Source organism: Sulfitobacter sp. R86518, from assembly GCF_042466275.1.
Lineage (GTDB): Bacteria > Pseudomonadota > Alphaproteobacteria > Rhodobacterales > Rhodobacteraceae > Sulfitobacter > Sulfitobacter pontiacus.
In genome coordinates, this window is the sequence record NZ_JAXHCA010000002.1 from 24,955 (window position 1) to 39,435 (window position 14,481).

The 14,481-nt window shown below is 54.4% G+C and carries 17 protein-coding genes; 6 read left to right on the top strand and 11 right to left on the bottom strand.

What is annotated here, in order from left to right; all coding sequences use genetic code 11:
• Positions 1-49: 49 nt before the first annotated feature.
• From SJY36_RS00140 to SJY36_RS00155, 4 genes are all read left to right on the top strand, one after another.
• On the top strand, positions 50-757 hold the full coding sequence (locus SJY36_RS00140; protein ID WP_092841512.1) for a ParA family protein: 708 nt from the start codon (positions 50-52) through the stop codon (positions 755-757).
• Positions 758-760: 3 nt separating this feature from the next.
• A complete protein-coding gene (locus SJY36_RS00145) occupies positions 761-1,387 on the top strand; it encodes a hypothetical protein (RefSeq protein WP_386172183.1) in 627 nt (208 codons plus the stop codon).
• 390 nt (positions 1,388-1,777) lie between these two features.
• A complete protein-coding gene (locus SJY36_RS00150; protein WP_263954946.1) occupies positions 1,778-2,008 on the top strand; it encodes a hypothetical protein in 231 nt (76 codons plus the stop codon).
• A gap of 53 nt (positions 2,009-2,061) precedes the next feature.
• Positions 2,062-2,478: a hypothetical protein gene (locus SJY36_RS00155; protein ID WP_092841516.1), complete on the top strand. Its 417-nt coding sequence runs from the start codon at positions 2,062-2,064 to the stop codon at positions 2,476-2,478.
• Between the two features lie 179 nt (positions 2,479-2,657).
• Here the strand turns inward: SJY36_RS00155 and SJY36_RS00160 are convergent, their stop codons facing one another.
• The 6 genes from SJY36_RS00160 to SJY36_RS00185 form a co-directional block, all read right to left on the bottom strand.
• The gene (locus tag SJY36_RS00160; protein ID WP_386172187.1) at positions 2,658-3,257 is read right to left on the bottom strand and encodes a DUF6927 domain-containing protein; all 600 of its coding nucleotides are present in this window, start codon (positions 3,255-3,257) and stop codon (positions 2,658-2,660) included.
• Positions 3,257-4,153 (bottom strand): ArdC family protein, encoded by an 897-nt coding sequence (locus SJY36_RS00165; RefSeq protein ID WP_386172189.1) that lies wholly within the window; start codon positions 4,151-4,153, stop codon positions 3,257-3,259. Before SJY36_RS00165 ends, SJY36_RS00160 begins: the two co-directional genes overlap by 1 nt.
• Positions 4,154-5,427: 1,274 nt before the next feature.
• A complete protein-coding gene (locus tag SJY36_RS00170) occupies positions 5,428-6,885 on the bottom strand; it encodes a DUF4942 domain-containing protein (RefSeq protein ID WP_386172192.1) in 1,458 nt (485 codons plus the stop codon).
• Positions 6,882-7,214 carry a hypothetical protein gene (locus SJY36_RS00175; RefSeq protein ID WP_386172195.1) on the bottom strand — a complete coding sequence of 111 codons (333 nt, stop codon included), beginning with the start codon at positions 7,212-7,214 and terminating at the stop codon, positions 6,882-6,884. The genes SJY36_RS00170 and SJY36_RS00175 overlap by 4 nt, the downstream gene beginning before the upstream one ends.
• The gene (locus SJY36_RS00180) at positions 7,211-7,621 is read right to left on the bottom strand and encodes a hypothetical protein (RefSeq protein ID WP_386172198.1); all 411 of its coding nucleotides are present in this window, start codon (positions 7,619-7,621) and stop codon (positions 7,211-7,213) included. Before SJY36_RS00180 ends, SJY36_RS00175 begins: the two co-directional genes overlap by 4 nt.
• The gene (locus SJY36_RS00185) at positions 7,618-7,992 is read right to left on the bottom strand and encodes a hypothetical protein (protein ID WP_386172200.1); all 375 of its coding nucleotides are present in this window, start codon (positions 7,990-7,992) and stop codon (positions 7,618-7,620) included. Before SJY36_RS00185 ends, SJY36_RS00180 begins: the two co-directional genes overlap by 4 nt.
• A 482-nt stretch (positions 7,993-8,474) precedes the next feature.
• Here SJY36_RS00185 and SJY36_RS00190 point away from each other — a divergent pair, with 482 nt between their 5' ends.
• Positions 8,475-9,911 (top strand): tetratricopeptide repeat protein, encoded by a 1,437-nt coding sequence (locus tag SJY36_RS00190; RefSeq protein WP_386172202.1) that lies wholly within the window; start codon positions 8,475-8,477, stop codon positions 9,909-9,911.
• Between the two features lie 631 nt (positions 9,912-10,542).
• Here the strand turns inward: SJY36_RS00190 and SJY36_RS00195 are convergent.
• From SJY36_RS00195 to SJY36_RS00205, 3 genes are all read right to left on the bottom strand, one after another.
• Complete coding sequence (locus SJY36_RS00195; RefSeq protein WP_299720641.1) at positions 10,543-11,487, bottom strand: hypothetical protein; 945 nt, start codon at positions 11,485-11,487, stop codon at positions 10,543-10,545.
• An 87-nt stretch (positions 11,488-11,574) separates the two neighbouring features.
• Positions 11,575-11,943, bottom strand: a complete 369-nt coding sequence (locus SJY36_RS00200; protein WP_092841435.1) for a hypothetical protein — start codon at positions 11,941-11,943, stop codon at positions 11,575-11,577.
• 198 nt (positions 11,944-12,141) lie between these two features.
• Complete coding sequence (locus SJY36_RS00205; RefSeq protein WP_092841437.1) at positions 12,142-12,492, bottom strand: single-stranded DNA-binding protein; 351 nt, start codon at positions 12,490-12,492, stop codon at positions 12,142-12,144.
• Positions 12,493-13,063: 571 nt separating this feature from the next.
• Between SJY36_RS00205 and SJY36_RS00210 the strand changes: the two genes are divergently transcribed.
• Complete coding sequence (locus SJY36_RS00210; protein WP_299720636.1) at positions 13,064-13,432, top strand: thermonuclease family protein; 369 nt, start codon at positions 13,064-13,066, stop codon at positions 13,430-13,432.
• Between the two features lie 49 nt (positions 13,433-13,481).
• Here the strand turns inward: SJY36_RS00210 and SJY36_RS00215 are convergent, their stop codons facing one another.
• Together SJY36_RS00215 and SJY36_RS00220 are read right to left on the bottom strand one after the other, a co-directional pair.
• Positions 13,482-13,661 carry a hypothetical protein gene (locus SJY36_RS00215; RefSeq protein ID WP_386172206.1) on the bottom strand — a complete coding sequence of 60 codons (180 nt, stop codon included), beginning with the start codon at positions 13,659-13,661 and terminating at the stop codon, positions 13,482-13,484.
• Between the two features lie 362 nt (positions 13,662-14,023).
• Complete coding sequence (locus SJY36_RS00220; protein WP_386172208.1) at positions 14,024-14,383, bottom strand: hypothetical protein; 360 nt, start codon at positions 14,381-14,383, stop codon at positions 14,024-14,026.
• Positions 14,384-14,481 lie beyond the last annotated feature (98 nt).

The following is a 14,481-nucleotide window of genomic DNA, read 5'->3' on the forward strand; positions in this document are numbered from 1 at the left end:
ACGATACCAAAGACACGAAACACGCCACACGATACAAAGGACAAGATACATGCCCAATGATGAAATGAAGGTCATCTCGATCATCACACGAAAAGGCGGCGCGGGAAAAACAACACTCGCACGGGCATTGATCAGCGCGGCCATGGCGAAAGGCAAACGCTGTCTTGTGTTTGACGCCGACCCGCAGCAAGCCCTAGCTCGGTGGGCAAACAAACTGCAAATTGAAGACCCACTATTCCGCATTGAGCCGTTGACGATGGTGAACGAACTTTCTGAAAAAATTGAACATGCGTACGAAAACGACACTGCCGATTACGTCTTCATTGATACCATCGGCGCAGCGGGCGCGTGGGCAGACGATCTTGCGGTTGAAAGCGACGTTCTTGTCATACCAATGATGCTGAGTGACGACGATCTTGAAATCACAACAGATACGTTCAACTGGTATGTGGGGCTACGTGATCGCGCCGAAGACGCCGACGCCTTACCATCATTCCACGTTGTAATGTCAAACGTGCCGGCCAAGCAAAGCAAGGCAGAGCTATCAATTGAAGAAAAAGCTATCGCACAATTTCCGGTGATGGATGATTATTTCATGCAGCGGAAACAGCACAAAGACGCATCGGCAGAGGGCTTCCTCCACCATATTGCAGAGAACCGGCGGAACGGGCCAAGCCACTTACGGGTTCAGGCAAAACACTTTGCAGAAGCGCTCGAGGAAGCAACTTCAATCCTTGATGCTTTGACGGGGGGTTAACGTATGCCACGCAAGAAAAAGACCGCACTCAAGGGGCGCGATCCGGCTTATACATCAGACTTTTCGCAGCCCTTGCCGACAAACAAGCTCGTTGTCGAAGAAACTCCGAAACCCGTGGTGTCAAAACCTGTCACTGAGCCTGCAAAGACTCTCGCAGCAAGTCCGTCACCCAAACCAACGGTGAAGCCAGAGATCAATAGCGCCACGCAAGCTCCGACGAAACCAGCACCAGCAGCAAAACCGAAATCAGAACCCCCAACCCAAGGATCAGGCGACAAACGCGAAATCGCCCTGTCGGCTGCGGTCAAGCTGGACCAACAAAAGCAATTGGACGCGTTGGAAACAAAAGGAACTCCCGCGAAAATTGCTATCACCATGGCAGGGCGTCGGGCAGTCGAGCAATTTGAACCAAAACCTGAGTATGTGGAAAAACAAGACGTCCAACGAATGCCAATGCGGCAAGGGTATAAAAGCACAAAACGCATCGATGCAAGTTTGCTCGATGCCCTCAGAAACAAACATGATCCACACCGTCTATCCTCCGATAGTGCGATGATGCGAGGTCAGTTTGAACCACTGTTCTGGTCCTGTCTTGATGCTGTTATCAAAGAACTGAACAGCAAAGATTGATAGAAGGCGCGATGCGCCCCAACATTTTTAAGAGGGAGAAGGAGTTTCGGCTTCCTTCCCCCTGAAACAAAATAGACAGGGCCGTGTCCTCGCTTCGCTGCGGGCCGCACCAACCCTGTCGATTTGGTTTCACCCCCATCCTCTCATGCTCCGCGCAAACTCGCGGATAGGCGATGGCCTACCCGACTTCGAATTGTGGGTCGGGCAGGAAAATCGCTGTTAACAGTGAATGCAGAGGAAAATCTATGGGACGCAAAAAACGACTTTATGCTAAACCAATAAAGCGAATTTTGGATCGGAAAACACGCACTGTCGTGGGCTGGCTTTATGAGTGGAACACTGGCGCTCAGGTTCCCATGTGGAAGGATGGCAAGAAAACCGACGTGATCTATGAGTGAGGTAGGGCAGGGCGGACTTTTCAAACTGGTGGCTGACTACGGCACCAGCGAAAGCTGGCTACAATCATCGAACGAACACACTTTGCGCATGTTTGGAAAGGACCATCACAAGTCCGCCAAAATCACGCCGGAACTCACATTGCAGGCTCCTGATGGGTCCGTGATCGCAACGATGGATCATTGGGCTTACGAGTGGAAAGAGGCCGACAAGGGCGCGGCGTAGGCTTTCAAAACGCAAGCAAAAATGCTAGACTGCTTCCCAAAAGGAGGCAGTCGATGCGTATTGTCAAAACCCTTATTTCTATCACCTTTCTGGCATCCCTTCCGGTGTCGGCTCTTGCCTGGGATCACGAAATGGAACGCGGGGTAGACCTCTACCAAGCGGGCGATTCTGATGTGGGCGTTTCCTTGGTCTGTGACCCTAATTCGGTCTATGGAACAACGGTCAGTGCCGTGATGGTTGCATTCGGTGCCGATCCCGACATAAGCGCCGTCACAACATTCCGGTTTCCTGATCTAATCAGGATTGATGCTGCCATGATCCACGGTCGTATCTCAAAGGCTGAAAATCAGGATGGCGTTTGGGAACCGCTCTTGGCCGGTCTGCGGGCGCATAGCGCCGTGGAAATTTCCTTGAACGGCGAAATGCGCACCGTCGCGCTCGGCGACCCGTTGCCTTTCACCTGTCTTTGATCTGGCCCACGGGGCCAGGGCGCGAAGCGCAAGGCGGGGCAGGGGGCGGGCGCAGCTCGTCCCCTGCCGCGTCACCAACACCATCTCATGAAAAAGCCCCCACCTATTCAGGCAGGGGCAGTATCGGCCAAGTGGGCCAACAGGGAGGGGTTTAAGGGCCGCTTTTGCGGCTCCCAGTGTTAAAGCGGCTGTTCAACCTTGACCCACGCCCGTTGCATGAATTTGCTGATACGCACCTGCGCACCTGTTTTCTGACAAAGAAAATACGTTGTTGCGCGGCGGTATCCGGCAAAACGCTCTTTCTTTACTGTGAAGGTGTCGCGCTCGATGCCGTCACTGAACGTCAAAGGCTCAGCAAGCTGGATGGTATCACCATGGATAATCTTGCGGCCTGCTAGGGCTGCGGTTGATTTGCAACGCTCACGCCATGAAAGGGCGTATTCCTTGGTTGTGGGCGATAGCATGTCGAGCAATTTTTGCGGGGCCTGTGCCTCACATGGCCCCATGCTTTCCTCCATATCTTTGTAACACCATTCGCCATTGTTGCGGCTGGTAAGGATCACGGCGGCAAAGACATAGCAGCCTAACGCGTCGGTCTCGTAACCATAGGTCTCTGGGCTATCTGGCTTGGGTGTCACTTCTACGGCCAGATACCAAACTGACCCCTTGCGGGTGGTGAAGACGGGCCGCATGGCCCGGTCTTCATTCTCGAACGTCACCAATTTTTCAATCTCGGCGCGTTCGTCGCGGGGCGGGGTGTAGTGGCAGGTCCAGCCCATTATGCTGCCTCCCCTTGTTGTGTTGCTTCAGTCGCTGCCACGATATAATCCACGGCTTTCTGTGCTTCTGACGCGGCTTTGAAAATCAGGTTTTTGTCGTCCTTCAAGGCTTTCAACCAAGATTCGACGTATGCCGCGCTCTGGTCAAAATCTGGCTCGATGCCAAGTTTCACGGCAAGAATGCAAGCGCCGATTTCTGCGACAAGTTCCTCGAATGCGTAGGCGCTGCGGTCGTTGAATTTCTTGATCCGGTCCAGCCGCTTTTCGCCACCGCTCCAATGCGTGATTTCATGGCCCAAAACCCCGTAATACTTGGCCGCGCTGAAAAACGTAGCGATTGGCGGCATGTGAACGTGATCCTCGGACGGGCGATAGTAGGCGCGTGGCTCGTCGGTTGTGATGATCTTCGCACCTGTGTTGGCAAAAAATGCCTCTAGGTCTGCATCTGGCTCGGTGCCAAGATCGCGGGCAGGATCCGGCAAAACGTAGTATTCGGCGGGCAAACCTTCGATTTCATCCGCGTTGAATACGTTGTTGCACTTGGCAAAGGGAACGCGGGTTTTGCCTTCTCCGTCTGGTGCGTCGTTGCCCTCGGTGTCCTTCTCAAACGTGCCATAGAAAACAGAACGTGCAGCCTTCGCGCCTTTCTTGACCATGCCGCCCAACTCCTGCGCCTGACGGAAAGTCATCCACCGTTCGGACGAATAAGCGCGCTCGGATGCGGTCGCCCACAACATCAAAATGTTAATCCCGCGATATGCCTCGCCGTTGTGACGCACTGGCAAAGCGGCTGACCCTGCGCCACCTGTCCACGGCTTGCGCCAAGGTGGTGTGCCTGCTTCGATCTGCGCGACGATTGCATCTGTGACGTGCTGGTGAATATCTACTTTTGGCATAACCTATCATCCTTTGTGGTGTCTTTTGGGACTGTGCGCCCAATGGTTCGGGTTTTTTGGACAGCGCGAATGCGCCTGCTCCTGAAAACCTGAATGCGATGAAAGGAAGGATTAGGAGGCTCCAAGCCTAATCGACGGGGGGTGGTGCGGCCCGCAGCGCAGCGAGGACACGGCCCCCGTCTATTCGACTTGGAGACGGCGGTATCCCTACCGCAGACGCCCCGCAGTGGCGTTCGGCTTGTCCGAACCCCAAGGGGCCAATAACAAATCAGGGCCAAAGGCCCGTAGGGCAGGGGGTTATCCAGTGCGGGTGAAGGCGGCTCGATCGCCTGAGCCCCAAGCCACAGCATTCCCGTAAACGAAGACACCACATATCGAAGTGTCAGGATTGTGGGTAACGCACTGCCCGCCCAAGGCGAAGCGAACGACCGTTACCCGCAGGGCTGATCGGCGCGGCCCAGGGCGAGCATGAGACAAAGGAAGTGGGGCGGCTCAGAGAGACGGCCCGGCGACTATTGGATCAGCTCGTATCGGGGCGCGGTGTTCTGGTGGAAGCCGCTTGCGGCTGGAACTAGGGCGCGGTGGCCCGCCCAAGGGGCGGGACATGGGCCACTAAACGTCCTGCTATGTCTACTTAGGTTTCGGTATCCAGCGAAAGTGTCATGGAATCTGCCTCGATCATGGGGAAGGACACTTTGGTGAAACCGCAGTCTGTTAGAAATGACACGATCCCGGTCACGGTCTTGAACTCACGAACGCAGATTTGCCCAGAAAGCCGAGAACGGGCCGTGACAAGCATCTGTTTAGACCCGTCAGGATGATGGGCCTCCATCGTCCAAAGACCGTGCCAGGTTGACGCTTTTCGCGTTGGCGTTTGGGTGCAGCGGATTAGCAATTTTGAGCCTGTTTCGAGGCAGTGGCGCAAAGCGACTTCCGTGATCACGTTTGGTATGGGGGCAAGTGCTTCCGACAAAGAACAATCCAGTAAATCAGACAATGATATGTTATTGTACCAAGCTCCGTCGAAACGACAAGCTGCAAAGGGGGCTGTCTGCCCCCGCGCCCTGCAGGGCGCTCCCCCGAGGATTTTTAGGGGAAGATGAATGAGAAGAATACAGGACTAAACCACAAGTCTAAGCGCGATGATTGCGACCTTGAGGACGGCGCAAATTATGCAACTTGCCTTCACTGCAACAACCCCTTTCGCGTCAGTAATGGGGTGATGACGCCCGATGCCACAATCTGTGATGTGTGCAACGGGCGCTGATCCAATATCAGTTTTGCTTTGTGACCTTGAAAATCACGGTGTTGATGTTGGTGCCAGCCTCGGCAAAACTCTCGGTGGGTAGGTCTGTGAACATGCCCCAGCTTCGCCCACCATTGGCCTTCTCGGCCCATCGGCGGAATTGAATATGGGCTTTGCTTTGACCGACTTCAGCGGATGCCGGAACGATGGCGATAAGCTGGCCCCCGAATTTCAGGAAGTCATAGGCATGGCGCAAGTGGTCCATCCAATGCGTCCGAAAGAAGGGTGGATTCTGGATCACGGCGTCATAGATCGGGTTCGCGGGCTGATTCAAGAAATTGCCATGTATCACGCTGCATTGTGGGCCTTCATGCTCCCGCAACTGGCGCACCCTGTCCGCGTGTATCTCGATGGCCGTAACCTTGTGGCCCTTCTCCAGAAGCGGCCTGACAAGGTGGCCCGTGCCTGCGCTTGGCTCAAGGATATGTTGACCTTCCTGATAGCGAAGGTGATCTACAATCCTGGCCGCTGCCTCGGCGGGCGTGTGGTAGAATTGCAGGTCTTTGGACGGTAGGTTTGTGCGCTTGGTAAAGGCGGCGCTGTCTTCGTCCTTGGGGGCGGCGTCGGGGATCACTTCGCCGTAGTAGTCGGCCAAAACCTGATTGGCCTTTGTGACCAGATCATCGCGGGTGAACCAAAGGTGGGCATTGCCGTTCATGAAGCCCCGGATGCGAAAAAACCGGCTTTCGGTCAAAGACTGTTGCGGGCCATAGCCGCGCCGGTCGGCGTCGATCTCTTGGATCAAGCCGCGACCGGCTGGCGCTTGTTCGTCCAGCTTGGCAAAAACACGCTCCACGTCGATGATGGTTTCTTCGGCCCATGATCGGTTGAAGCTACCGGAATACTCGGAAAAGGCACGATCAACGATCATGCGTGAACCGAGTTTGAAGGCGTCGTGTGATTTGAAGCGGCTATCAAGCCGCGCAAATGCGACGGCCAGCCCCCGTGCAAAGGTCAGATCGGCATTGCACATCCATGTTTCAAAAGTGGCGCGAACGTCCTGCACGGTCACGGGCGGGACTTCCTCGCGCAGGCCTTGATCGAACTCGCGTGATCCGGTGGCGTCCATTAGGTCGCGGATGCCTGTTTCTTCCAACAGGTAAGACCAGACGGATGCGTCAAGCTGGCGGCGGTAGGTTTCAACCGACTGCGCCGCGTCAAAGCCTTGCTGTGAAAGGTGTTCGTAGTGCTTGTTGTGGGTCCGGTCGATGCCCCAATACTTCCGGCCGCATTGGGCCTTACGGGCGAAGGCGTTGGCCTCGTCGGTGAGGGTATAAGCTGCTTCAAGGGTGGCGGCGGCTTCGGTGATCTTGGCAAGTGCTGCATCGCGGGCAGCAACAATATCTTCGATTTGCGAAGTGACGGCGGGCAGGCTCGATGCCTGTTCGCTGTCGTCGGCCATGATTTCGGGGGCTTGCATGTTCATGCGCTCATTCCTTCAAATAGATCGGCTTGGGGGTCGGTTTTTGGTGCCACGGGCTGCAAGGGGTCGATGCCCTTTGCCTCAACCGTGAATTTCCACTCACGCTGCCGTTTCTCGCCCCAATCGGTTGTGTAGTTTTCGCTGATCCTAACGCCGTAGATATTCGGCAAGTCTGCATCGGCTGTGACGCAATATCGCTTGGGTGATCCTTTGTATCCAAGCCATGCGTTATGGTGATCCTGTCCGCGCAGGTATTCGATGCAATCAAGGATATTGCGTTTGTCACGGGCGGTTAGATGGCCCCCCGTGATCTTGAAAATGCTCGGCTTCATCGCATGGAATCCTTGTCCTCTGCGTCTTTCTCCGCGCGGTAGTATTGAAAGGCGTTCTTGTCGTGCCTGTCGAATGCAAGCGTGCTTTGATCTGCAAGGTGGCGCAGGTCACATAGGGCATATGTGAGCAGGTCAGGGACGCTATCCACGCCGTATAGTTCGGCAAGGGCGGATAAAATCCGGTCGCTCTGACGTTCCGCCACCTGTCGGGCTTCGGCGTTGCCGTATGTCAAAGCCTCTGGCGAAAGATGCTGAACTGTGACGCCGCAACATGCAACGCCTGTGGTGCTGTCGGCATCCAAAAGGCGCAGCAAGTCGTTATGGATGGCTTGGCCTTGACCTTGGCGACTGTCCTCTGCGGGACAGTCATAGACCATTTGAGCGGTGATTGTGATTTCTTCTCTCATTGGCCCGCCTCCGTCCAGTCGGACGCCCATGCATCCATTGTGGCGATGGTATCGCCCTCTGGACCAATCAAGGTCATGTCTGGTTTGATTTTTGCCGCTTCGTGGTGATCTTTGCCAAACGTGCGCAGCATGGTTTCATCAGAAGATGAGAACTCATGAACGGCTGTGTCATAGTCAGCGCGAAGGGTGAAAATGCCAATGCCATGCGTCCCGGCAAAGCGCATAGCGCCTTGTTCGGTGGGGTGTGTGTAGATATTGCCATCAGCACCGACATAGGCCCAGCGATCAAATTGGGCGGCTGTGTTTGTACCGTTCTTTACGTCGTTAATCGCCGCGCGTAGGTGCGCCGGATTTTCAAAAACCTTCATCATATCGTGTTCCTTTGTGGTGTGATCCGTTCTGGTGTTTCCCAAAATCGGACAAGGGTTCTGGAAGGACCGCGAAGCGGTGCCTCTCCTGAAACCTTGGCCCTCGCCGAGAGCAGGGGGGGAACCGATGCAATGCTGAAATCCAGCCCAAAGGGGAGGGGGATCACCCGGCAACGCAGCCCTTAGGGACCGTTGGTGGGGACACCCCTTTGGGCGCAGTATTTCGGGGTTGCATTGGGGGACCGGCGGTCCCCGAGACGTCGTGCAGCGGCGTTCGGCTTGCCCGAACCCCAAGCGACCAGAAAAACCGGATCGGTGTTAGATGCCAAGCAAAACCGACTTTTGTGTCAGATCTTCGCAGACCCTCGGCCGTGTTGGTAAAAATGCGCGTTCTGACTGGTGACGTTCATGATATTGGGTCAGATTAGTGAAACAACTGCCTATATTTGATGGACTTGTCGTCAAGAGCTAAACTATTCAGGGGATTGCAATTGATCTTAGGGGCTTATTACTACCGCGAAGACTATGGAGTAGTCCAACTTGACTATCCATGCGACACGGCAATCGCCGCCAAGACACACTATCTGCGTGCGCTTCATCCGAGCATCAAGGAGGATTATGTAAGGGAGCTGCTTTCTCGCTTTCGTGGCCAAGACAACCCTGAGACGATGCTGTTCATTCAGGAACTCTGCATGATGGCCGACTGCCTTTACTATGGGCTTTTCGGTTGTCACGACATTCGGCGTGCCACTGCGCTCTATCGATATTGCGATGAAGCGGGCTTTGCCCGTGCTTCTCACAATCTCGGACTTATCAAACTGAAACAACGCAAGTATCAGGAAGCCCTCGCTGCGTTCGAAAAGGCGGCGGTGACGCGGGCTGACTCTTGTCTCAACCTTGCACTTCTTCACAAATTTCTTTGCAACGAGCACGAAAAAAATGTTGGAGACGCGCGAGATTCACATGCGCCCATGCCTGAAGATGACCCGGAAATGTTTGCTTTTCCCTATAAGATTGCCCTTCCGGACTATTGGAGCAACCTGAAGTCCCATGCGGAGCGCGGAGATGCAAACTGTGGGCGGTATCTTGAGAACCAGCTCTACCGTGCCGCATTCAGAAGTGACAATGGGAGTGAATTTACTAAAGGTTTCGAAAACTTGAAGTCCAGAGCATATGCAGGCGACCCCATTGCGATGCGCAGTTATGCTTGGGAGGGTTTTCAAGGTTCTGAAAGCTTTTGGATGAAGGACCGCGACTTTATCAAAAAGTGTGGACCGACAGACAGAGGGCACCTTCATTATTGGCTGAGGTCGGCCGCGCTCACCAATGACGCCAAGGCCTGCATCCAATATGTTTCCTTGCGCTCAAAGAACCTGTTGGAAAGCGGCTTTGATTTTCCGGCGGGTGATCTTGATCTTTTGAGGAAAGCAGCAGGATACGGTGCCCATGAGGCGCAACAACTTCTTGGCATCGCAATGATGAGCGGAAAGCTGGGCTTGTCTCTGCAAGATGAGGGTTGTTTTTGGTGGCAACTGGGCCACAGGCAAGATTCCGGTCTGATCAGACCTGACGAAAAGCACGCGTTGAATTCGTCTGGGATATCTTATGGGAATGATACGATCTCCGACTTCCACTCTCCATTCAGCAAAAATTTAAGCTCTGAGCACTTCAATCTTCATGAAGGACTGATGGCATCAATGACAAGAGCGCGGGGCGAAGATATCGAGGCACGTGTTCAAAATTGGAAGCCAGCTCCGATGGACGGCTATATAGATGAGGTCTGGTGGTCTAACGTAGACAAAAATCCATATTTCAAGCCAGCAAAAGGAAAACTACAAAGCCGCATCGTCGATGCAGCTATCCTAGCGCAAGCTTCTTTCTATGACGACGCCATTGAGTATTCAGATTGGCTGGATGACTAAGCCGAAGTAGGCAAAAGAGCAAAAATTTCATCTGTTATTTTGAGTGCGGCGTTCATGCGATAATTGCGCTGACAAAAGAACATACAGTTCACGAGCTTCAAATGGACAACTGCTCTGCCGATGTCCGCTTCGACGACTTCTTGAGTTTCTTGCCGCGATGCCGCAAATTTTTCTTGCCATCGTTACTGTTTTTCGCTGCGGATAGCATCCGCATTCAAGCGGCCGTTAACTTCGAAAGGACCAAGGTCGGCTCTGTCCGCACAGCAGACCCTCGCGCGTTCTATAGCGAAGGTCCTGTGTGGGTCGGTAATGCGCGGCGCGTAGGTCGGGATTGCTTGGCATGGTCTTCTGACAGGCCGCGGAAACTCCGTAGATCGGGTCGCTTTCGCGCGGCATTCGACAATCGGGCGAGATCCGATGCACAAGGCGAAGCGAACGACCGTCACCCGAAGGGCAGATCGGCGCGGCCTAGGGCGGGCATGATGGAAAGGTGGCGCCTGGCTCTGTAAGAGACGGGCCCCATCCTATTGCATCAGCACGCATCGGGACGTGGTGTTCTGGTGGAAGCCGCCTGTCGGCTGAAACTAGGGCGCGGTGGCCCGCCAGGCAGGGCGGGGCATGGGCCTAACCTCTACTGATGTGCAGCTTTTGCCAGCAACGCTTTGCGTGACCCGAAGACTTCTCGCAGGATCAACGCCAAATTTTCATTTGTTGCGCACAGATCAGCGTCTTCTGGGCCTTCATGCGCCTCCATCATTGGGCGAATTTCATCATCTTCGACCAACTGGATAAATCGTTGTTCATCGCCTGCAATATCATCAAAAGTGTCGCTGCCAGTGATGGAAATGGCGATCCGAACTGAAGTCCCAGCTAAGGCAACTTCTTCATCTGTGAGGTCATGGGCTTCGCCATACCAATCTGGGGAATAAGGAATATCGAGACAAACTTCGTCGGGGTGAGGGTGCAAATCGCTTCCGCCGGAAAACGTGGATTGAACATTTTTCCAGCTGGTCAATTCACTCTTTAGGAAGGTGTAAAAATCAACATCAAACCGTGCAACGCTGCCCTCGCGCTCGATGCAAAGCTCCATCTGCATATCGTGCTGTACCCAAAGATGAATCCAGAAATTGGTTTTGCCAATCTCTTCGTCTGGCGCTTCGGGGACAACGTAGCAGAAGTCATCCGGACCTGAACTATAAGCGTGAGCGGCTATGTCGGCGAAAAGGCTTTCGTAGAAGCCCTTTGAGACCGGCATGAAGCCGCGCCGCATCTGCGTAACAGTAGGCAGGCTGATGTATTGATGGGCCATGTGTTCACCGTCATCTTCAACGGCCAGATCATTGTAAGCCGCAGCGACAAGTGCCGCGAAGTCCTGCAATCGGGCCAGCTTGTTGTAGCTTTCAATGACAAGATCGTCGGGCATCGCCATCTTCCCGCTGATCCATTTTTTGATGGTATCGAGGCGGACACCGTAGAAAACAGACGCTTCTTTTTGGGAAAATCCAAACCGCGAAATAAGCGTGGACGCTTCGTTTGGCAGTTTGAACGGATAGTCGGGAATTGAGATTTCAGGCATGGTTGGTCCTTGAATTTAAGCGGCGCTTTGGATTTGAAACCAGACACGGCGGTTAAGACCACCGAGGGTAGACAGATTATACAATGGTCAGTCGTTAGGGGCAACGGTCTCAGTTTGGATTAATTCAGCCACGATCAAGCCGACAATGCTGGCATAGGTCATAGCACCATCTGGCTGCTCGGATCGTGACAGCGATTTTGCAACGTCTTCTGGCCGCAGGCCGTGTTGCAAAAGAAGCGAGAACATCACGCAGGCGTCTTGAACCTGAAATTCAAGCTGCGACCCTGATTTGAAGCCCGCGGAGTAGAAGACTTCGCGGGGCCTCCCATTTTCCTTTGGATCATATCCGACCGACAGGTGTATATTATGACCGTCTTGCGTTGTGATCTTGCGGGTCTCGGTGAGCCGCCTCGATGGCAGGTTGTGACGTGGATCAGGCGTGTCTTTGTATTCCATCGGCTTGTCCTTCTGAGATGACCTTCCCGGCTATCCGGCTGGAAAAACCCTTTGGGTTTTTGTCGCCGGGAAGGATCCTTTGGTGAGAGGGCCGACCGGAAACGTCCAATCCTTATTCCCGTTATCTGCGACCGAAAACGTCCAGCCGACTGACAAGCCCGTGGGGGCGGTGGTGGGCCGGAAGGCCCACCGAGGGCGTTAGCCCTCTTGCTTTTTCGCTGCGCGGCGGCGTTCATCCTGGCTCATGTTATCGAAGTCGTCAGCCGCAAGGGTCATGCCGTATTCGGTGCCACCGGAGCTGTTTTCCCAGCTTGTTTGGCGGAGCGTTCCGCGAACGTGGACCAAATCACCGGGTTGGGTGTTTTCTTTCACCCACTTGATGACGTTCTCGTTGAAGATCGTCACTTCGTTCCAGTAGGCGTTTGGCTGAAAGTCGCCGTTGTTGTCTTTGCGACCGTATTCGGCGGCAACTGTGACCCGAAGGGTGTTGCCAACATCTTTGGTCTTACCTACGCGACCCATGATCTGAAATTCTGCAAAGGTTCTCATTGTGGTGTCTCCTTGGTGAGAGTGTTTCGATAAAAACGGTCAAGCGTGTATTCGATGCGATCAAACCAAAAAGCGGAGGGTCCGAACGATATTATAATATTGTAAATTATTCTAATTCGGATGGAAACCGTTTTTTTGTTTGAAGGCAAAGGCGTAGCCGGAGCCGGTCGCTAAGAGAAAACTAAGTGAAGTTCCGTTTGAGAAACACGTCCAAAGGGGACACTTGAGAACCGTCGCGTTCAGTTTTTGGAAAGGCCGGGTAAGACCGAGGATGTTGGTGACTGTGCAAGCGTGATCAACACAGAATACAGCAAAGACAGCAACGGTACTGGCAAACGCGGAACGTGATGGGGATCTTCGACACGGACGGAAATGGATGAAAACCCCCTCCCGATTGAGCCATGTTTGTGGCATGGTTTGGCAGAGGGATAACCTTGTTTGGCAAGATGGTATGATCATAGCTGACACAGACAACAGAAGCGGAACGCACCTCAGAGAAACAGCAACGTGGCTCTACACCTCGATGTGGGGCAACCGGCCACTGCTCTCCTGTTGGGCATTGCAGGCTGGAATGGCGTTGGCGCTCATTGCAGGGCAGGTGGACGCTGAAACGATCAATCCTGCGACGGTCTATGTCGTTGATGGAGACACAATCCGCATGGATGGCGATAGCTGGCGTCTCGTCGGACTGGACACCCCAGAGACGTATGAACCGGGCTGCGACTTCGAGCTGGCCCTAGGACAGGCCGCAACTGCGCGATTGCGCGGGTTGATGGCGTCCGGACGTGTCGTAGAGGTGATCCGATTGCCGGGGCGTGACCGCTTCGATCGGGGATTGGCGCGGCTCTTTATCGGGGGCGAAGATATCGCAGATATTCTGGTCCGCGAAGGGCTTGCACGGCCTTATGAGGGCGGCAGGCGCTTGGGATGGTGTGGGTAGGATGCAAGCGGGAAACGCAGAAAAGCGGCCCGGAAGGGCCGCTCTCGTGTCAGCCAAAGCCGACCAGTGAGTTTAGAACAACGATGACGCCTACGACGATAGCGAAGGTGAAACCTTGCACCGTCAGGACCGACTGAAAAACGTCGGACTTCCTGACCATGTTGCTCTCGATGTGATCAAGACGCTTCATCAATGTGCCAAACTGTGTTTCGGTCATATTCTCGCTCATGGTGAGTTCCTCTGTGATATAGGTGAAAAACCGTCAAAAAGCAATGAAATCACTGCCCCATGCGGTCGCAGGCATTTGGACACGCCACGTCAAGGACGGCCTGCAAGGCCGCGTGCGAGCTGCGCCCTCTTTGGCGCGGCGACGTCCTTTACGGGTGTGGGATAATGCAAAGACCGTGTGGGGTGGTGTAGTCTGGCCCTGTCCCGCGCAAGGCGCGGCCAGGTTAACAGCCAGACCCGATCTGCATTGTTCGTGCTTGGTGCAACAAGTGGGTGGGGATGGAGCGCCGGGGGCGCGACTTCTGCGTGAACAACGCAGGCCCGTGTCCACGGGGCATCGCCCTCGGGATGTCGGGCAAACAGTCACCCTTCGTATCGGGAACGACGCACAGTTACAGCTGCGAAAATCAGACCGACGCAGGCAAAGCCACCGATGATCATGGTTGCAAGCCAGAAATCATCCGGTCGGGCGGTGCGCACCGGGAAATAGCTGCGGGCCAACCATGTCCAATCGACAGCGGCAGTGAAACCGTAGTCGCGGAAGGTCAGATATGCGGTTGCGCAGGTATATCCCAAAACACTGGCGACGGCGGTGACAATGATGGTTGCTGCGACAGCTTTACCTTTCATCAACTTCATCCCACCGCATAATTTCATCCAGATCTGCATCAACTGCCGCCCGGTATTCGCCATAAGGGTTGGCTGGGCCAAACCGAATGCCATGCTGCCAGAAATTTCCGTCGCGGCCAGAGAGCCACGCTTGATGAATCTGGGATCGTGCAAACATGCGCCTGAACCATCTTGGCAAGGTGCGGCCTCCG